We start from the raw sequence: 18,511 nt of genomic DNA, 5'->3' as shown, positions 1-18,511 counted from the left end.
CGAGCGCGCACCGCGAACGCAAGCGGATCGCGAGCGGACTCGCGCATACGGAAACTGCTTGCCAATTTGGAAAGTACTTGCCATACTGGTGTCAACGAGAGGGGACACCATGGACCACACCACCGCACGACCCGGACCCGCCGAGGCGGCCCGACTGCTCGACCAGGCGGACCGGATCGGCCGACGCGCGCACGACGCCGTCCGCTGGCCGTACGTCACGTTCATCACCGCGCTCGGCGTCGCGACGTCGCTCGGCACGCTCGGCATGGGACTCACGACGGGGGACGCGTTCGCCGCGGTCTACGTCGGCACCCTCGTCGCGCTGGTCGCCCTGGTGGTGTTCTTCATGGTGAGCATCCGCGGCCGCTCGGCCTTCGCCCGGAGCCGCCGCTGGACCGTCTACATCGCCAGCTGGGCGGTCACCTACCTGGCGGCGATCGCCGTGGTCGGGTGGGTGCACGGCTCGGTGCTCTGGTCGGGCATCACCTCGGGGCTCGTCCTGCTGGTCGCGCTCGTCTGTGCGGCTCGTGAGGCCCGCTCGTGAGCACCACGGAACGGACGCACCCGCGGCACGAGCTCGACGACCTGCTGCAGCACCCGGTGCGCTTCTCGGTGATCGCCGCCCTGACCCGCTCCGGCACGCTGGGGTTCCGCGAGGTGCGGGACGCGGTCGAGGTCAGTGACTCGGTGCTGAGCAAGCAGGTGTCCGCGCTCGAGGCGGCCGGCTACGTGTCGGTGGGGAAGGGCTTCGTGGGCAAGACGCCCCGGACTTCGATCACCCTGACCGCCTCGGGCCGGGCCGTCTGGGCCGCCCACCTGGACGCGCTCCGCCGCATCGCCGCCGGCTGACCAGCGACGCGAGCTCCGCGGGCCGGCGACGCGAGCACCGCGGGCCGACGGGGCCGAGCACCGCCCCGCTCAGCCCCGCTGCCCCCGCCGCCACGACAGCACCTGCCGCACCGTCACCTTCGACCCGTACTGCGCGACCGAGTGCCGGAACAGGTACTCGGCGAACCACAGCAGCAGCCCGGCGACGACGAACACCTCGACGATGCAGACCACCGACTCCGTCACGGTCAGGGCCCCGACGGCGTTCCGCACCATCGCGGTGATCGGCGTGAAGGTCGGGAAGTACGTGAAGAACTGCGCCACCGGCGACGTCGGCGTCGTCATCACGAAGAACGCCGCGTACAGGGGGATGATCAGCGCGAAGATCGCTGCCGACTGCAGGGCAGAGGCGTCCTTGATCGACGGCACCGCGGCCCCGACGGCGACGAACAGCCCCGATGCGAGCAGCACTCCGCCGACGAGCAGCAGCGCCCCGGTCACCATCCGCCACGGGTCGATGGTCAGCCCGCCGAGCTGCGACGACAGCAGCGGCAGGGCGACGAGCAGTCCGACCAGTCCGGGCACGACGAACACGCTGACCTGCACGAAGCCGACGAGCAGCATCGCGATGACCTTGCCGCGGATCAGGTCGCCCGCGGTCACCGTGGTCAGGATCATCTCGGAGATCCGGTTCTCCTTCTCCTCGACCACGACGGTGACCATCCGGGCGGCGAGCAGGATGACGAGCCCGAAGAACGCGGCGACGAACAGGAACGGCGGCACGACGGACAACCAGCCCGGCGCGACCCGGCCGTCGGCGTAGGTGGTGACGTCGGTGGCGGGCGGGTTGCGGAGCAGCTGCACGGTCTCGGGGTCGTCGACCGACGCGGCGACGCTCTGCTCGAGCACCCGCTGGGCGAGCGACGAGTACACGCCGTTGGCGAAGAGCCCGCGGTCGGCCGCGTCGACCCGGATCGCGGTGGTGGACGGTGACGACGGGAACACGATGAAGGCGTCGAGGTCGCCGGACCGCACGGCGGCGCGGTCTGCGGCGGCGCTGGTGGACGGTGTCCCGCCCCACTTCGCGGCGACGGACTCGGACACCAGGCCGGAATCGTCGACGTAGTGGAACGGTGTCTTCGTGGCCGACGACCCGGAAACCACCGAGTCCGTGCCGGCGGCCTGTCCGATGCCGACGAGCAGCGAGACCACCACGATGACGACCGGCAGCGCGAGCGTGCCGATCCAGAACGCGGGCTTCTTGACCGCACGGACGAACTCGAACCGGACGACCGTACCGAGGTTGCTCATGCCGCTGCCCCGTCGGTCGACGTCAAGGCCAGGGCGTCGTGCCCGTACACCTGCACGAAGATCTCGTCGAGCGGGATCCGGCGCATCTCGAACGCGGTGACGTGCACCCCGGCCGCGACGAGTTCCGCCAGGACGTCCGCACCGTCCGGGGCGGCGGCCTGCGTGGGGACGAGGTAGGCGACGTGCCCTTCGTGCCGGGCGAGCCGGTACAGCGGCGACTTCGGCACCGGGCCGTCGAGCCCGACGCGGGCGACCGCGCCGCCGAAGGCGTCCTGCACGTCGGGCACGGATCCGTAGGCGGCGGCCCGGCCGTCCTTGAGCAGCAGGATGCGGTCGCAGAGCCGCTCGACCTCGTCCATGTGGTGGGTCACGAGGACCACGGTCGCGCCGTCGGCCTTCCGTTCGTCGACCAGGTCGAGCAGGAGCCGCCGGTTCACCGGGTCGAGCCCCTTGGTCGGTTCGTCGAGGATGAGCAGCCGCGGCTGGTCCATGATCGTGATGCCGAGCTGCACCTTCTGCTGCTGCCCGCCGGACAGCTTGTCGACGCGCAGCTTCGCACGGTCGGCCAGCCCGACGCGCGCCAGGTAGTCCATGCTCCACGCGGTCGCTTCGGCGCCGCGCAGCCCGCGCAGACGCCCGAAGTAGGTCATCACGTCGATGACGGATTCCTTGCGGTACAGCCCGCGCTCTTCGGGCAGGTAGCCGATTCCGCCCGTGGCCGGCCGGTAGGGGCGACCGTCGATCGTCAGCGTCCCCGCCGTCGGCGTGGTGATGCCGAGCAGCGCACGGATCGTCGTGGTCTTGCCGGAGCCGTTGCTGCCGAGCAACCCGAACGTCTCACCGGGGGCGACGTCGAACGACAGCCCGTCGACCACGGTGCGATCCCCGAACCGCATCACGAAGTCCTGCACGCCGATGCTCGCCCCGCTCATGCGGCGACCCTACCGGCAGCGGCTGACGTCTCGGATGCCGGTCGCGGCCCGAGATGGTGACCCCACGGCGGACGGGAGGCACGGTGCCTGCCTGCACCGCGCCTCCCGTCCGCCACCTGGTTCCGTCAGGAACGCAACCAGGCCGTCCCCACGCCCGACAGGTCGCCGTCGACCACCGGGGCCGAGGCGAGCAGCAGTTCCCCGGCCGGCAGCGCGAAGGGCTCGTCGCCGAAGACCGTCACGCTCGTCCATCCGTTCGGCCGACGGAACGCGAGCACGTCGTCGCGGCGGGTCTCGATCCACTCGAGCTGTTCCTCGGACTGCAGCTGGCCGCGCAGGCCGAGCGCCTTCCGGTACAGGTGCAGGGTGGAGTCGGGGTCGGCGTCCTCGGCCTCGACGCTGGAGTCGGCGAACCACGCCGGCTGTGGCAGGTGCGAGCCGTCCGGACCGAAGCCGAACGACGAGCCGGTGCGCGTCCACGGGATCGGCACGCGGCAGCCGTCACGGCCGACGTCGACGCCCGGGTTGCGGAAGAACGCCGGGTCCTGGCGGTCGGCGTCCGGGATGTCGCCGACCTCGTGCAGGCCGAGCTCCTCGCCCTGGTACAGGTAGGCGGAGCCGGGCAGGGCGAGTTCGAGCAGTGTGGCGGCCTGTGCGCGGCGCAGGCCGAGCGACCGGTCGAGCGCGTCCTGCGAGCCGCCGGCGAGCAGCCAGGCGCTGCCCTGCTTGTCGGTGCCGCCGGCGCGCGGCGGCAGGGCGTAGCGGGTGGCGTGCCGGACGACGTCGTGGTTGGAGAACACCCACGTGGTCGACGAGCCGGACTGCTCGGCGAGGCCGAGGTTGAACTCGATGATCGTGCGGAACTGCCCGGCGTCGAAGTCGGCCTCGAGCAGGTCGAAGTTGAACGCCTGACCGAGCCCCTCGGCGCTGGCGTAGCGGGCACGGCGGTGGGCGGGGACCCAGGCCTCGGCGACCGCGGTGCGGGCCGGCGTGTACTCGTTGAAGACCGTCCGCCACTCGGCGTAGATCTCGTGCACGTCGTCGCGGTCCCAGAGCGGGTGCGTGCCGTCCTTCGGCATCTCGGCGAGCTCGGCCCAGGTGGGCAGGGTCTCGCCCAGGTCCTTCGCCAGGCCGTGGGCCACGTCGATGCGGAACCCGTCGACGCCGCGGTCGGACCAGAAACGCAGGGTGTGCAGGAAGTCGTCGCGGACCTCGCGGTTCGCCCAGTTCAGGTCGGGCTGCTCCTTCGCGAAGCTGTGCAGGTACCACTGGCCGTCGCCGACGGCGGTCCAGGCCGGCCCGCCGAAGATCGAGATCCAGTCGGCGGGGGCGTCCTCGCCGGACGGTCCACTGCCGTCGCGGAACACGTAGCGGTCGCGGGCCGGGGAGCCCTTCGGCGCTGCGAGCGCCTCGCGGAACCACTCGTGCCGGTCGCTCGTGTGGTTCGGGACGACGTCGACGATCACCCGGATGCCCGCGGCGTGCAGTGCCTCGACCATCCGGTCGAAGTCGTCGAGGGTGCCGAGGCGCGGGTCGACGTCGCGGTAGTCGTCGACGTCGTAGCCGCCGTCGGCCAGGGCGGACGGGTAGAAGGGGCTGAGCCAGACGGCCTCGACGCCGAGTGAGGCCAGGTACGGCACCCGCTCGGTGATGCCGGGCAGGTCGCCGATGCCGTCGCCGTTCGCGTCGGCGAACGAGCGGGGGTAGATCTGGTAGACGCTGGCCTGGCGCCACCAGGTCTCGTCGTTCGTGGTGGCGGCGGGCTGGGCGAGGGTGTCGGTCACGTCGGGCCTTTCGTGGGTCGAGGGGTTCGTCGGGTTCGTGGGGTGTGTGTCGGTCGGGTCCGCACCGGCGGTGTCGGTCACTTGATGGCGCCCTGCGTCACGCCCGCCATCACCCACCGCTGGGTGACGAGGTAGACGATGATCGCCGGGGCCATGGCCATCAGGTACGAGGCGAACGACACGTTGTAGTTGTTGCTGAACTGCGTCTGGAACATCTGCTGCAGCACCGGCAGGGTCTGCAAGCCCGGGTCGGAGGTGATCAGCGACGGCATCACGAAGTCGTTCCAGGACGCGAGGAACGCGAAGATGCCGACGGTGGCGCTCATCGGTGCCAGCAGCGGGAACACGAGTCGCCAGAACACCTGTCCCGTGCTCGCACCGTCGATGCGTGCACTCTCCTCCAGTTCCGCCGGGATCGAACGCAGGAAGGCCGTGAAGAGCAGCACGCTGAAGGACAGTTGGAACATGACGTGCAGGATCGCGACGCCGAGCGGGTTGTCCAGGTGCGCGAGCCCGGTGAGCTTCACCTGCGACAGCGCGAGCACCGGGAACGGCAGGAACATCGCGGCGAGCAGGTAGAAGAACGACCAGCGGAACAGCCGGCGGTCCCAGTTCCGGGCGATCGCGTAGGCCGTGAACGAGGCGAGCAGGATCGTGCCGACGACGGTGATCGCGGCGACGAACACCGAGACCCCGAACGCCCGGGGGAAGTCGGTCAGCTGCCACGCCTGCACGAAGCCGTCGACGCTGAACGGCGCCGGCAGAGAGAACGCGTTGCCGTCGACCGCCTGGCCGGTGGTCTTGAACGCCATCGTCAGGGTGACGTAGAGCGGCACGAGGACGGTCAGTGCGCAGAGGACGAGGACGACGGTGACGGGCCAGTTGGCGGTGCCGCCGCGCCGACCGGCGGATCGTCCGCCGGCGGATCGGTCGGCGTCGACGGACCGGATGCTGCCGGTCGCGGTGGTCCCCGGTCGCAGGGGTGCTTGCAGGGACATCAGAGCGCTGCCTTCCCGCGGGTCGCCCGCAGCTGGATCACGGCGATGACGACCGCGATGACGAAGAAGATCGTGGCGTTCGCCATCTGGTAGGCGTAGTCGCCGCCGTTGAAGCCCTTGAAGATCGACATCGCGACACTGGTGGTCGAGGTGCCGGGGCCGCCGTCGGTCAGGCCGACGATGATGTCGTACGAGTTCAGGAAGTTCTTGAACCCGATGACCAGGTTGATCAGGATGTAGCCCGCGGTCAGCGGTGCGGTGATCGAGACGAGTTGGCGCCAGGCACTGGCACCGTCGAGGGCCGCCGCTTCGTACACCTCGCCCGGGATCGAGAGCACCCCGGCGATGTAGATGAGGAGCGTCGACGGGATCGCCTGCCACGCGGTGACGACCACGATCGCCAGCCAGGCCAGATCGGGGTCCGCCAGGATGCTCTGCTCGAGCGGGCCGAACCCGATCGCCGTGGCGAAGGCCGGCAGGCTGTTCGCGAACAGGAACGAGAACACGTACGCGATGACGATGCCCGAGATCACCATGGGCAGCACGAACACCGCGCGCAGGGCGATCTTGCCGCGGATCTTCGACGTCAGCGCGATGGCGAGCAGGAACGCGATCGCGTTGACGACGATCACGGTGACGAGCGAGAACCCGAGCGTGAACAGGTACGCCTGCAGGATCGCCGGGTCGGAGAACACCGCGATGTAGTTGGTGAGCCCGGTGAAGCGGAACTCGCCGAAGCCGACGGAGTTCGTGAAGCTCAGCACGATGCCCATCACGGCCGGCAGCGTGATGGCGAGCGTGAAGAGCACCAGCGTGGGCAGCAGGAACGCCAGGAACAGTGGGTCGACGCGGGGCTTCCGGCGTCCGTCCCGCAGCCCCTTCCGTCGTCCGGCCTGGAGGCCCGGGGCGGCCCCGCCACGGCGGCGGCGGTCCGCCGTCGTGATCGATTCGGTGGTCGTGGTTGCCATTCGGACGTCTCCTTACGCGGCCGTGCGGAGCGCGAGACGCGCCCAGTCGGCGTCGAGGGTGCGGAGCTGGCGCTGCGGGTCGCCGCCGAAGGCGATCGACTGCGCGGAGTTCGCGACCGGGATCTCGGCGGGGATGAGCTGCGAGGCACCGAGGTAGAAGGCTGCGTCGTCGTAGTACGACTGCATGCCGCGCAGGGCGGGGTTCGACGCCGGGGGAGCGTCCTTGCGAACGCCGAAGCCGTTGTTGTCCGCGTTGTACTGGTCGTTGACCTTCGACTGCATCAGGAAGGTCAGGAACTCGCGGGCGGCCTCCTGCTTGCGCGACGCCTCCGGGATCCAGAGGGCCAGGTCGACGTTCACGCGCACCTTCCGGTCGGCCGGGTCGTCGGTGACGGGCAGCGGGAAGGTGCCGAGGTCCATGTCCTTGTTCGTCTTGGCGATCTCACCGAGCGCCCACGGTCCCTGCAGGTACATGCCCGCCTTGCCCTGGGCGAAGGCGAGGTTGCCGTCGCCGTACCCACGGCTCGCGGCGCCGTCCTGGTGCCAGGCGCGGAGTCGCACCATGCGCTCCATCGGCTCCCGCAGGTCGCGCTCGAACGAGACGGCCGATCCCGTGCCGACGTTCGTGCCCTCGCGCCGCAGGGCCTCGAAGGTCGCCGGGGTGTCGATCATGCCGCCGATCGAGTAGTCGAACATGCCCTGGGCGATCGTCCAGTTGTCCTTGAACGTGCCGTAGATCGGCGCGATGCCGGCCTTCGTCAGGCGCTCGCACACGTCGGCGAACTCGCTCCACGTCGTCGGGACCTCGATCCCCTGCTCCGCGAACAGTGCCTTGTTGTAGATCACCGACGCCGCGGTCACCGAGTAGGGCAGGGCGCTCTTCCGGCCGGGGTAGTCGGCGGTCTGCTCCATGAGCGGCCACAGGTCGGGGTTGATGGTGTCGGCCTGCGGCAGGTCGGACAGGTCCGTCAGCGCACCGTGCTCGACGAACGGCACGACCGAGAAGTTGTAGTTCCAGCAGCCGAGGTCCGGCGGTCGGTTCCGGACGAAGTTCGCCGACATGCTCGAGGTCGAGTCGCGGACGACCCGGATCTTCGACTGGGTCTGGTGGAACCGTGCGATGAGCTCGTCGAAGTAGCCGATGACCTCGGGCTTCGACACGTAGAACGTGATGGTCTCCTGCTTGGCGCTCGAGGACCCGATCGGGGCGCACCCGGCGAGCGCGAGGCCCGCCCCGATGCCGCCCGCTCCCAGCAGGAACGAGCGTCGGCTGACCGAGGCTGCGTTCCTGGCGGTGGCGTGTGCTTGCACGTCGTCTCCGTCCGTCCGGACCCGGCGTCCCTGCCGTTCCGTCCCGCGAGCGGCTCCGATGCTGCCCGCGGAACTAAATGTAGCGAGAAAATCTAATTCCGCAAGGAACTCGTCGCACGATAGGGTCACGGCATGCCGCCGCCCCGTGGAACGAGCGCAGAGACGCTGCTCGCGTACGCCTTCGACTCCGCGGCGTTCACCGCGACCGAGGCGATCGACGCCACCGGGCTGACCCGGTCGACCGTCCTGGGTGCGGCCGAGGAACTCGTCCGGCTCGGCTGGCTCCGCGAGCTCGACGACGCCCGTGCCGCGGGGGAGTACCGGATGGGACGCCCCGCCCGGCGCTACGAACTCGACACCGTCGCCGGGGTCGTCGTCGGCGTGGACGCCGGCCAGCACCGGGTCACCACCTTCGTCGCCGACCTGCGCGGCACCGTCCTGGGCCGTGCCGAGGGGGCGCTCGGTGCATCTGGCCTCGACGTGCCCGTGCGGCTCCGGGTCATCGCCGACACCGTGGCCGCTGCGCTCGCTTCGGCAGGCGTCGACCGCACCCGGGTCCTGGTCACCGTCGTGGGTGTCCCCGCACCGGTCGACGCCGCCGGTGCCTCGCCCGACGACGGGGGCTTCTGGGTCCGGATGAACCCGGGGTTCGACGGCACCGTGCCGGGCGGGATGGTGCTCGTCGAGAACGATGCGAACCTCGCCGCGCTCGCCGAACGGCCGTCCTCGGGTGACGCGTCCTTCGCGGCGCTGCTGTCCGGCGAACGCTACGGCGCGGGCCTCGTCGTCGACGGGGTCCTGCTGCGCGGCGCCCACGGCGGAGCGGGGGAGATGCGGGTGCTCGAGCTCGTCGAGGGCGTCGGTTCGTCCGCCGGCATCGGCGCCGTCGCCCGAACCTTCGTGGCCGACGCCGTCGTCGCCGGGCACATCCCCGCGGACGCCGCGCTCGCCGCGGACGCCGCCCTGGTGTTCGCGGCCGCACGGAGCGGCGATCCGGTCGCGCGCACCATCGTCGACCGTCTGGGCGACCGCCTGGCCCGGGTCTGCGTCCTGCTCGCGAGCTTGCTCGACATCGACCGCGTGGTGGTCGCCGGCGCGATCGCCCAGCCCGCGGTCGCCGTCATCGAACGCGCGCGCGACCTGCTCGCCGAGGGGCACTTCGACCCGGTGCCCGAACTCGTCGCGTCGTCGCTCGGAGCCGACGTCGTCGTGATCGGGGCCGTGGCCCACGCGGTCGATGCGGTGCGGGCCGACCCGCTGTCCTTTCCGCTGCTCAGCCGGGCAGCGGCACCTCGTGGTCCCGGTCCCACGGTTCCGTCCAACCGAGTCGGTCGAACAGTGCATCCAGCAGCATCGCGGTGAAGCCCCACACCAGGTGGTCGTCGCCGTCGGCCTCGATGGTGAACGCTGCTCCGCGCCACTCCTGACCACCGCGGCGGATCACTGTCACGCCGCGGTTCGCCGGGTCGAGCAGATCGGCAACCGGTACCCGGAACACCGCGGCCGACTCGTGCTCGTCGACGACGTGGATCGGTGACGGGTCCCGCCACCAGCCGATGACCGGCTGGACCAGGTGGTTCGAGAACGCCAGCGGTACGGCGGGCAGGGGGCCGAGCACCTCGACGCCAGCGGGGTCGAGCCCCGTCTCCTCCTGTGCCTCGCGGAGTGCGGCGGCGACGGCGTCCGCGTCACCGGGGTCGATGCGTCCGCCGGGGAACGCGACCTCACCCGCGTGCGCGCGCAGGGTCGTGGCCCGGGCGAGGAGCAGGACGTCGAGGTCGCGCGGGACCCCGGGTGCTGCTGCCGGTCGGTCGCTCGGCGTGTGGTCGAGCGCGCCGAAGAGCATCAGGACCGCGGCCCGACGTGGCGAGGCCGTGCTGCCGGGTTCGACGAGCGGCCCGCCGTCCCCCCAGCCGTCCGCTGCGACCGCCGCGAGTGCAGCTTGTACCGATCCGTCGTGCGTCACCCGTTCACCCTAGGTGTGCGCCACCGAGAGGTCCGGCGGGCCCGTCGCTCCGGACGGTTCGCTGGGGATTGTTCGAGTACTGCCTGGGAGCCGCGCAGGTGGGAACTGTGGGAACCGGAAGCGCCTCGGTGCCCCGTTCGCAGCGGGCCACCGCCACGATGGCAACGTCCGCCGGGAGGCCCCATGTTCCACGATCTGCTCCGACCCCTGTTCCACATCGCCGTCGTCGCACCGTCCGTGCTCGTCCCGGTCGACGTCATCGCGGTGCTCCTCACCGTCGCCGCGCTCCTGCCCGCGTTCGGTCGTCGCTCCCGGCACCCGGTCCGGGGCCTGGTCTGGCGGCTCGGCGCCATGGCCGTCGGAGCCGTGCTCGGCTTGGTCGCGGTGTGGTGGTTCGGCGACGTGCAGGACCTGTACGGGGTGTCGTTCACGCCGGTCACCCGGATGTGGGTGGCCTTGGCCTTCGGCGGTGTCGGCCTGCTCGTCGTGGTCGTCGTCCAGGGCGGCTGGCTGCGCCGCGTCCTCGGCCTGCTCGCGGCGGTGGCGGTGGCGCTGGCCGCCGTCCTCGGCGTCAACGTCGACTTCGGCGCGTACCGCACGATCGAGCAGGCCGTGACGACGGATCCGTACCCATCCGGTCCGCTGGGACACGAGACGGGGGTGGGGCGCGCCTCCAGTCCGGTGGTGGACCCGGCCACCTGGCGGGCACCCGCCGGCATGCCGCGGCGTGGGAAGGTGCTCTCCGTCGACATCCCGTCGACCGTCTCCCACTTCCACGCACGGCCGGCGGTCGTGTACCTGCCGCCCGCAGCACTGACCGAACGACCGCCGACCCTGCCCGTCCTGATCAGCCTCGCCGGGCAACCCGGCCAGCCGAGCGACATGTTCCAGGCCGGCCGGCTCGGCGCGGTGATGGACGCCTTCGCTGCGGCACACCACGGGCTCGCCCCGATCGTCGTCGCACCCGACCAGCTCGGAGCGCCGGACCGCAACCCGATGTGCGTCGACTCGTCCCTCGGCCGCTCCGCGACGTACATCATGACCGACACCACGAACTGGATCCGGCAGCACCTGCGCGTCGGAGCGTCCCCCTCCGCCTGGGGCATCGTCGGGTTCTCGCAGGGCGCGACGTGCGCCATGCAGTTCTCCACCGCACACCCCGGCGTGTTCGGCACGACCTTCGCCATCTCGAGCGAGCTCGCACCCCTGAACGGCTCCGTCCAGCACAGCATCCAGTACGGGTTCGGCGGCTCGGCCTCGCGGTACGCCGCAGCGGCACCGCGGGCGATCATGCGTGCGCACGGTCCTTACCCCGGGCACCTGACGGTGTTCGCCTACGGCAGCGACGACGCCCCCTACGTCGCGTCGACCAGGGCACTCCGCGCCGCCGCGAACGCCGCCGGCATGCAGACCCGGCTGTTCGTGTCCGAGGGCTCCGCCCATGACTGGAACACCGTCCGCTACGCCCTGCGCGTCGGGATGCCCGGCGTCATCGCGCACCTGGGCCTCCGGTGAACGCGATGGCCGCGGCCTTCGCGTGGGCGAGACCGAAGCGTCTCGTGCCGGTGGCCCGTCGGTACCCGCTGACGAGCGTCGTCTCGGCCCTGACGGTCGTCGCCGGCATCGCCGCCGTGGTGCTCCGCTGCATCGGTGCGCACGACGGCCGGACGCCCGACTCCCTGGGCGGGACGATGGGTCCGCTCGGCGTGGTCGCGGTGACGAGCAGCGTCGTCGGGTTCCTCGTCACCTTCGTCGCCGTCGTGGTGTGCACCGGGGCGTCCGAACGGCTGCTCGGCTGGCGGCGCACCCTGCTCGCGATGGTCGTCACGACCGTCGTGGGGACCGGCCTCGGCGCCGTGCTGCAGCTGTTCGACGGCGCCCCGGCGAACCGCGGTTTCCTCGTGCACCTGGGGCACGTCGGACCCTGGACGTGGATCGTCGGCACCATCGTCACCGCGAGCGCGTTCGCCGGCGCCCTGTGGCGGCGCCGGATCCGGGTCGTGTCGATCGCCGTCGTCGCGGCACTGCTGCTCTACGCCGGACACGCGTCCGACCTGCACGCGGCGCTCGCCCTGGTCGTCGGCCTGGTGCTCGGTCGCGTGCTGCGACGGTCCCCGGTGCGGAGCGGCTGGACGCGGAGCTCCTCACGCGAGACCCGGGTGCTGCTGGTGGCCGCGGTGACGGTGTCGGCGGTCGGACCCGTGCTCGCGCTCGTCACCGGTGCTCAGTTCGGACTGCTCGCCCCGCTCGCCGTGGTGCTCGACACCGGGCCGACCGGGAGGATGCCGCACTGCTCGGTGACCGGGGTGACCGCCAGCTGTGTCCGGGCGCTCGCCGCGGTGCACCCGCACGGCTTGTTCCAGTCGCTGCTGGCCGTGATGCCGCTCGTGGTCCTGGCGGTCGGCGCCGTGGGACTCCGGCGTGGCAGCCGGTTCGCGCTGTGGCTCGTGGTGACCGTCGACCTGATCACCGGCATCGCGACCGCCGTGTCGTACGGGGTGCTGCCCGAGCGGCACCACGCCGTCGTGCAGCGTCTGGCATCGGACCACCTCGCGGTATCGCTCTCCCTCGTCGCATCGGTGTTGGTGCCGATCGCCACCGCCGTGGTGCTCGTCCTGCGCCGCGCCGACTTCCCGGTCCGGACCGACCGGCGACGACTGCTGACCTTCGCGATCACGGTCGCCGGCGCGGCCCTGGTGCTCGCGGTCGTCGTCGTCGGCGTCGCCGTGGCCTCGGGCGACAGCGTGCGGGAGCCCCTGCACCTGGCGCTCGCCGTGCTCGGCCCGATCGCCCCCGTGACCCTGCCCACACACCTGGCACTGGCCGAGCCGGCGCTGCGGTTCGTCGTGGGCATCTCGGGCCCGCTCCTGTGGCTCGCGGTGGCGATCGCCGCGGTCCGTCCGACCGGGGCAGGACGCTCGGACAGCGACCTCGACGGGCAGGACGCCGCCCGGGTGGCCGCTCGTGCCCTGCTGGTCGCGGGCGGTGGCGACACCTTCGGGTGGATGACGACCTGGCCCGGCAACGAGTACTGGTTCACCGAGGACGGCCGCGCCGGGGTCGCGTACCACCGCACCGGCAGCGTCGCCGTGACGACCGGTGGCCCCTTCGGCCACGAGGACGCACGGCTCGCAGCACTCGAGGGCTTCGCACGGGCCGCGGACGATCACGGTTGGACGCCCGTCTTCTACGGCATCGACGCCACCCTCGGTGCTGCACTCGCACGACTGGGCTGGACGACCCTTCCCGTCGCCGAGGACGCCGACCTCGACCCGCGCACCTGGACGACCACGGGCAAGCGCAAGCAAGACGTCCGCACGGCCGTCAACAAGGCCGCACGCTCCGGCACCACCGCGCTCTGGTCGGACTGGGCCTCGCTGCCCGGCTCGGTCACCCGCCAGATCGAGGCGATCTCGGAGGAGTGGGTCGCAGAGCGCGAACTGCCCGAGATGGGGTTCACCCTGGGCGGGATCGACGAGATGCGCGACCCCGCCGTCCGCACGCTCGTCGCACTGGGCGAGGACGGCACCGTGCTCGCCGTCACCAGCTGGCTGCCCGCCCACCGCGCCGGCCAGGTGGTCGGCTGGACACTCGACGTGATGCGCCGCGCCCCGGACGCCCCGAACGGCGTCATGGAGTTCCTGGTCGCGAGTGCGGTCGACCGGATGCGCGCCGACGGGGCCGAGCGGCTCAGCCTGTCCGCGGCACCGCTCGCGTCCTCGGCGGAACCGCAGACCGGCGGCCGGAGCGGCGTCGAATCGGTCCTCGACGTCGTCGGCGGAGCCCTCGAACCGGTCTACGGGTTCCGCTCCCTGCTGCGCTTCAAGGCGAAGTTCGGCCCCGACCTGCACCCACTGGTGATGGCGTACCCGGACCCGGTGGCGCTGCCCACGATCGGCGTCGCCATCGTCCGCACCTACCTGCCGGGGCTGTCGCTCCGCCAGGCGGTGGCGATCATGCGCGAACGGCGTCCGGCGCCCGCAGCCCGGGCCGAGCAGCCAGCCGCGCGCGTCGGCTGAACCGGACGGCTCCCCAGCGCCGTCGGTACGTTCGGTGCATGGGAACCGAACGCGCCGACGGACCGGCGGTGGACGAGCACGATCCGTACGAACGTCGCCCCGGCCACGTCACGAGCGTCGACGGCCGGACCGACCGGATGACCACGGACATGTTCGCGGGCGTCGTGGTCGGGTTCGTCCTGCTGCTCGTCTTCGGGTTCTTCCAGCTCGTCGAGTGGATCGCGATCGGAGCGGCCGTCGTCATCGGTGCGGCGGTGTGGTTGGTCCTGCGCAGCCGTCGACGGCGTGCAGATCGTCGCGCGGGTCGGTCCCCCGACGCCGTCCCACGTGCGCGTGACCGCGCCATCGCCGAGGCGAACGGTGGCCGCCACTTCTTCGTCGCCCAGAACCCGGTCGTCGTCATCGTGATGGGCGCGATCTTCATCGCTGTTGCGGTCGCCCCACTGCTGTTCGGCGGGTTCTCCGTCGGCCGGATCGTGACCGGGGTCATCGTCGTCGCGAGCGGCGTCCTGTGCATCGTGCAGGGGATCGGCACGCTGCGGGTGCGCCGCCGGGAGCGCAGCGGCGGCTGAACCGCGGGGTCGCTGCTGTCGCCCCGTGGAGACGGTGACCGGTGAAGTGGTGCAGTGGAGCGGCGACGAGGGCTGGGGTGCACTCCGGTCTTCCGCCGTCCCGTCGGATGTCTTCGTCCAATTCTCCGACCTGGAGACGGCCGGATGGGCCACGCTGTCCATCGGACAACGCGTGGAGTTCCAGGTCGAGCACTACCTTCGCGGGCAGGACGAGTACATCTACCGGGCGCACCGGATCCGCATCCTGCGCTGAACGTGCGCCGGTGAACGGCGTCGGGTGAGGCGGAGACGAGCGCCGCTAGTGTCTCGTTCATGGGGCCTCTCGTCTGCTCGTTCTGCCAGAACATCGACGACAACTCGTTCGAGGTCATAGCAGCGGGTGACCACGTGATAGTCGTCGCGGACAGCCATCCGATCAACCGCGGCCACATGCTCGTCCTTCCGACCCGCCACGCTGCGGACTTCGCTTCGATGACGCAGGCAGAAGTCATCGAGATGGCACTCGTCGCGCAGCAGGTCGATCGAGCTATCCGGAGTGTCTTCAGCTCGGCGATCGGCGGCACGAACGTGCTCATGTCGAATGGTCGAGAAGCAGACCAAGGGGTTCCGCACGCCCACCTGCACGTGATCCCGCGACAGGAGGGTGACGGGTACGAGTTCCGTGAGGACTTCAGCCGGTACCCCCTCCGCCCGCTCACCGTCACGGAACGTGGCGCGCTTCGGACCGAGATCGAGGCGTGCGATCCCAGCCCGCCCAGGTCGAACTGATCGGTCCGAGACCGCCGCCCGAAGTGGGCGCATCGGCGTGGCCCGGTGGCCAATAAGCTCACTTCCGTGACTGCAGTGCAGACCGGTCGACGCTTCGGCGCGACCCGAGGCGAATTCGCGCTCCTGATGACCGTGACCGTCGTCCTCGGACTCGTGGTCCCGGCCGGCGGGCTGCTCGCCGCCTTCGGCTCGCTGCTGACCGGCGTCCGCGACGACCGTCGCCGCGTCCGCGCCCTGTTCATCGTCGGCCTGGGCATGTTGGTGCTACAGGTGGCGTTCGTCGCCGTCGCACTCTGGGGCCCGGTGCAGGTGTGCAACTCGACGAACGGCAGCCCCGAGACCTGCCAGACGTACTGGCCCTGGGAAGGCTGACGCGTCTTCGACGCGACCACAGGGCGGACGGGAGGCCCGGTGCCAGCTGGCACCGTCCCTCCCGGCACGGCCGTCGCCCCGCTGGCGCGGTGCGCCGGTACCGACACCGTGTCAGGATCGGCCGTCGCACGACATCTCTCAGTGAGCGACCCTGCTCCCACCGAAGGAGAGAACCGATGAACACACGAACCCGCGTCAGCCTCACCGCGGTGGCTGCCTGCGTCGTGGTCGCCGCCCTCAGCGGTTGTGCTGCGAGCACCCCGACTCCGGCGCCGTCCGCCACCACGGCGATGACCGGGGACAAGACCCCGCTCCCGTCCCCGTCCCCGACCGCGACGGACGCCGCGACCACGGACGACCAGACTCCGTCGACTCCGCCAACGTCCCCGTCGAAGGCCCCCGGGACGTCGGCGCTCGCGCAGCACATCTACGACGAGTGCAGCAAGGGGGCCGCGGACGCCGGGGTCACCCTGACCTTCACGGACGACCCGTCGGGGTACCCGGGTAGCGACGGGACCTACCAGCTCGTCTACCCCTTCACCTTCGACGACGGGCACACCGATCCGTACGCCGTCTACAACTGCACGCTCACCGACGACACGGTGGACTCCTCGTACGTCAGCAGCGGGATGACCGACAGCCACTGACCACGTGGAGGTCGCTCCGGACCTCGGACGTCAGGGTGACGACGTGGGGATCCCCCAGCGTGCCGGGCAGTCTGACGAACGGCGCGGGGCCCAGCGTCGTCGGCAGTTCGGCCGCGCGCACGCCCGGCAGCGGCTGTACGAACACGAGCGACCAGCAGCCGCTGTCCGGCCACGATCGCAGCCCGGCGGCAGCTCGGGCGCCCCGGCGTCATGCCGTCGAACCCGCTGGCACGGTGATCGAGCGGCGTTCCATGAGCCGCCACGATCCGCCGAGCAGCGGCGTGAGCGTCACGACGGTGTACACGACCGCGACGACGGCGAAGGTGGTCTCGACCCCCACTCCGTCGGCAGCGAGTCCGGCGAGCAGGCCGCCGACGGGGATGCCCGCCCACGCGCCGGCACCGAGCAGGCCGAACACCCGCGCGCGCATGTGCTCCGGGATCCGCTCGAGCTCGACGGCTCCGAGGATCGGGTTGATCGAACCGGCCGCGAGCCCGGAGAGTGCGGCGGACGCGAGCATCCACGGCAGGCTGAGCCCGAGCGCCGGAACGACCAGTGACGGCCCACCGGCGAGGACGAAGCACAGGGCGAAGACCACCCGTCGCGGCACGCGGTGCGCCACGTACCCGAAGGCGACGGAGCCGAGGAACGCCGCACCCCCGAAGACGCCGGTGACGAGCCCGAGCGCCTGCGCGCCGCCGAGCTGCTGGTCGGCGTAGAGCGGCAGGAGCGTGGTCGAGCGTGCGGCGTCGAGCAGGTTCGTCACGAGCACCAGCGCGACCACGAGCCGGAACAGGGGGTCGCGGACGCAGAACCGGAACCCGTCGGCGATGTCACGCCAGTACCCCTGCGACGCCACCGGCTCGGCGGATTCGACCGGTGCCGCTGCGCCACGGACCGTGACCGCCATCAGCAGCGCGGCTGCCCCGAAAGCGATCGCCACGCAGGCGAGGCCCGGCATCGGACCCGTGACGGCGACCAGGGTCCCGCCGAGCGGGGCGCCGATCAGCACCGACAGCCGTGACGACGCCTCGAAGTGGCCGACGGCGCGTTCCAGCGGCACCCCCGCCGTCGTCGCCAGCCCCGGCAGGAGCACCCGTCGCGCGGACTCGCCGGGGGTGTCGAACAGGCCGCTGACGAAGACGAGCGCGAGGAGTGCCCAGAACGGCAGCCCGACGGTCCAGGCGAGCACCGGCATCGCGAGCAGCGTGAGCCCACTGATGAGGTCGGAGGCGACGCTCGAGCGGACGAAGCCCACCCGCTCCACGAGGGCACCACCGAACGGGCCGCCGAGCACGATCGGGACCGTCGCCATGAACGCGGCGATGCCGACGTCGGTGGCGGAACCGCCGCGCGCCAGGACGGCGAACGGCACGGTGATGGTGGTGACGACGTTCCCGATCCGTGACACCACCTGCACCGCCAGCAGCGCGCGCAGTTGTGCGCGGGGGCTCAGCTGCGCGGCCATCGGTACGCCTGGTTCAGCACGAAGACCTGCTCGGAACCGTCGTCGGCGCTGTGCTCGGCGGCGACATCGGCCCAGCGGTCGACGACCTGACGGAGTTCCTCGCCCATGTCCTGGAGTTCAGCCGCCGTGAGCCGGAGCACTCGGTCGGTGCTCGAGGACGCCGCCACCCACTCGCGGCCGAACGTCGGCGCGTGGTCGACGAAGGCCTCGTAGTTCGCCGCGTACACACGGGCGACCGCGTGGTCGAGGGCGTTCGTGGCGAGCAACCGCTCCGGGTCGTCGAGCGCGTCGGCGAGCTCCCACACGGAGGCCTCGTGCGCGGCTCGCCACCAGCGCTCGCGGCGGTCCGTGCCGGCGTCCGGAGCGGGTTCGATGAAGCCTGCAGCCGCGAGTCTGGTGCAGTGGTAGCTGATCGTGCCCGGAGCCTCGTCGATGACGTCGCCCAGCGTCGCGGCGGTCTGCGGGCCGTTTGCCCGCAACAGGCCGAGGATGCGCAGGCGCGTCGGGTGGGCCAGGGCGCGCATCTGGGCGGGGTCGTCGATCCGTCCTGCAATCATGGTGCGACCC

19 protein-coding genes are annotated in these 18,511 nt (G+C 71.4%); 10 read left to right on the top strand and 9 right to left on the bottom strand.

Features of this window, described 5'->3' with window-relative positions; translation table 11 throughout:
• Positions 1-109: 109 nt before the first annotated feature.
• Positions 110-544 (top strand): chemotaxis protein CheY, encoded by a 435-nt coding sequence (locus tag ITJ50_RS13555; RefSeq protein WP_194590694.1) that lies wholly within the window; start codon positions 110-112, stop codon positions 542-544.
• Positions 541-849: a winged helix-turn-helix domain-containing protein gene (locus ITJ50_RS13550; RefSeq protein WP_194590693.1), complete on the top strand. Its 309-nt coding sequence runs from the start codon at positions 541-543 to the stop codon at positions 847-849. Before ITJ50_RS13555 ends, ITJ50_RS13550 begins: the two co-directional genes overlap by 4 nt.
• A gap of 69 nt (positions 850-918) precedes the next feature.
• Here the strand turns inward: ITJ50_RS13550 and ITJ50_RS13545 are convergent, their stop codons facing one another.
• The 6 genes from ITJ50_RS13545 to ITJ50_RS13520 form a co-directional block, all read right to left on the bottom strand.
• Positions 919-2,139 carry an ABC transporter permease gene (locus ITJ50_RS13545; protein ID WP_194590692.1) on the bottom strand — a complete coding sequence of 407 codons (1,221 nt, stop codon included), beginning with the start codon at positions 2,137-2,139 and terminating at the stop codon, positions 919-921.
• The gene (locus tag ITJ50_RS13540) at positions 2,136-3,071 is read right to left on the bottom strand and encodes an ABC transporter ATP-binding protein (RefSeq protein WP_017888417.1); all 936 of its coding nucleotides are present in this window, start codon (positions 3,069-3,071) and stop codon (positions 2,136-2,138) included. Before ITJ50_RS13540 ends, ITJ50_RS13545 begins: the two co-directional genes overlap by 4 nt.
• Positions 3,072-3,196: 125 nt before the next feature.
• Positions 3,197-4,855, bottom strand: a complete 1,659-nt coding sequence (locus tag ITJ50_RS13535; RefSeq protein ID WP_194590691.1) for a glycoside hydrolase family 13 protein — start codon at positions 4,853-4,855, stop codon at positions 3,197-3,199.
• 77 nt (positions 4,856-4,932) lie between these two features.
• Positions 4,933-5,853 carry a carbohydrate ABC transporter permease gene (locus tag ITJ50_RS13530; protein WP_017888419.1) on the bottom strand — a complete coding sequence of 307 codons (921 nt, stop codon included), beginning with the start codon at positions 5,851-5,853 and terminating at the stop codon, positions 4,933-4,935.
• Positions 5,853-6,821, bottom strand: coding sequence for a carbohydrate ABC transporter permease (locus ITJ50_RS13525; RefSeq protein ID WP_017888420.1), 969 nt, complete (start codon positions 6,819-6,821; stop codon positions 5,853-5,855). Before ITJ50_RS13525 ends, ITJ50_RS13530 begins: the two co-directional genes overlap by 1 nt.
• A gap of 12 nt (positions 6,822-6,833) precedes the next feature.
• The gene (locus tag ITJ50_RS13520; RefSeq protein WP_194590690.1) at positions 6,834-8,132 is read right to left on the bottom strand and encodes an ABC transporter substrate-binding protein; all 1,299 of its coding nucleotides are present in this window, start codon (positions 8,130-8,132) and stop codon (positions 6,834-6,836) included.
• Positions 8,133-8,264: 132 nt separating this feature from the next.
• Between ITJ50_RS13520 and ITJ50_RS13515 the strand changes: the two genes are divergently transcribed.
• Positions 8,265-9,494: an ROK family protein gene (locus ITJ50_RS13515; protein ID WP_194590689.1), complete on the top strand. Its 1,230-nt coding sequence runs from the start codon at positions 8,265-8,267 to the stop codon at positions 9,492-9,494.
• On the opposite strand, the gene ITJ50_RS13510 is transcribed toward ITJ50_RS13515, so the two are convergent.
• On the bottom strand, positions 9,406-10,098 hold the full coding sequence (locus ITJ50_RS13510) for a CoA pyrophosphatase (protein WP_323749913.1): 693 nt from the start codon (positions 10,096-10,098) through the stop codon (positions 9,406-9,408). The two genes, ITJ50_RS13515 and ITJ50_RS13510, sit on opposite strands and share 89 nt — an antisense overlap.
• Positions 10,099-10,281: 183 nt before the next feature.
• Here ITJ50_RS13510 and ITJ50_RS13505 point away from each other — a divergent pair, with 183 nt between their 5' ends.
• From ITJ50_RS13505 to ITJ50_RS13475, 7 genes are all read left to right on the top strand, one after another.
• Positions 10,282-11,613 (top strand): alpha/beta hydrolase, encoded by a 1,332-nt coding sequence (locus tag ITJ50_RS13505; protein ID WP_017888425.1) that lies wholly within the window; start codon positions 10,282-10,284, stop codon positions 11,611-11,613.
• A 5-nt stretch (positions 11,614-11,618) separates the two neighbouring features.
• On the top strand, positions 11,619-14,117 hold the full coding sequence (locus tag ITJ50_RS13500; protein ID WP_042538287.1) for a bifunctional lysylphosphatidylglycerol flippase/synthetase MprF: 2,499 nt from the start codon (positions 11,619-11,621) through the stop codon (positions 14,115-14,117).
• Between the two features lie 38 nt (positions 14,118-14,155).
• Complete coding sequence (locus ITJ50_RS13495; RefSeq protein ID WP_194590688.1) at positions 14,156-14,689, top strand: hypothetical protein; 534 nt, start codon at positions 14,156-14,158, stop codon at positions 14,687-14,689.
• A gap of 34 nt (positions 14,690-14,723) precedes the next feature.
• Complete coding sequence (locus tag ITJ50_RS13490) at positions 14,724-14,942, top strand: cold-shock protein (RefSeq protein WP_194590687.1); 219 nt, start codon at positions 14,724-14,726, stop codon at positions 14,940-14,942.
• A gap of 59 nt (positions 14,943-15,001) precedes the next feature.
• Positions 15,002-15,457: an HIT family protein gene (locus tag ITJ50_RS13485; protein ID WP_194590686.1), complete on the top strand. Its 456-nt coding sequence runs from the start codon at positions 15,002-15,004 to the stop codon at positions 15,455-15,457.
• Positions 15,458-15,523: 66 nt separating this feature from the next.
• Positions 15,524-15,829: a hypothetical protein gene (locus ITJ50_RS13480; RefSeq protein WP_139179816.1), complete on the top strand. Its 306-nt coding sequence runs from the start codon at positions 15,524-15,526 to the stop codon at positions 15,827-15,829.
• A 176-nt stretch (positions 15,830-16,005) separates the two neighbouring features.
• Complete coding sequence (locus ITJ50_RS13475; RefSeq protein ID WP_042538216.1) at positions 16,006-16,476, top strand: hypothetical protein; 471 nt, start codon at positions 16,006-16,008, stop codon at positions 16,474-16,476.
• Positions 16,477-16,684: 208 nt separating this feature from the next.
• On the opposite strand, the gene ITJ50_RS13470 is transcribed toward ITJ50_RS13475, so the two are convergent.
• Together ITJ50_RS13470 and ITJ50_RS13465 are read right to left on the bottom strand one after the other, a co-directional pair.
• Positions 16,685-17,944 (bottom strand): MFS transporter, encoded by a 1,260-nt coding sequence (locus tag ITJ50_RS13470; RefSeq protein WP_042538214.1) that lies wholly within the window; start codon positions 17,942-17,944, stop codon positions 16,685-16,687.
• Positions 17,929-18,501 carry an ArsR/SmtB family transcription factor gene (locus ITJ50_RS13465; protein ID WP_031260402.1) on the bottom strand — a complete coding sequence of 191 codons (573 nt, stop codon included), beginning with the start codon at positions 18,499-18,501 and terminating at the stop codon, positions 17,929-17,931. The genes ITJ50_RS13470 and ITJ50_RS13465 overlap by 16 nt, the downstream gene beginning before the upstream one ends.
• Positions 18,502-18,511 lie beyond the last annotated feature (10 nt).

The organism is Curtobacterium sp. VKM Ac-2889 (genome assembly GCF_015350855.1).
In the GTDB taxonomy this organism is placed as follows: Bacteria; Actinomycetota; Actinomycetes; order Actinomycetales; family Microbacteriaceae; genus Curtobacterium; species Curtobacterium poinsettiae.
The sequence above is the reverse complement of the archived record's forward strand: the minus strand, read 5'-3'. Positions and strand labels throughout refer to the sequence as shown.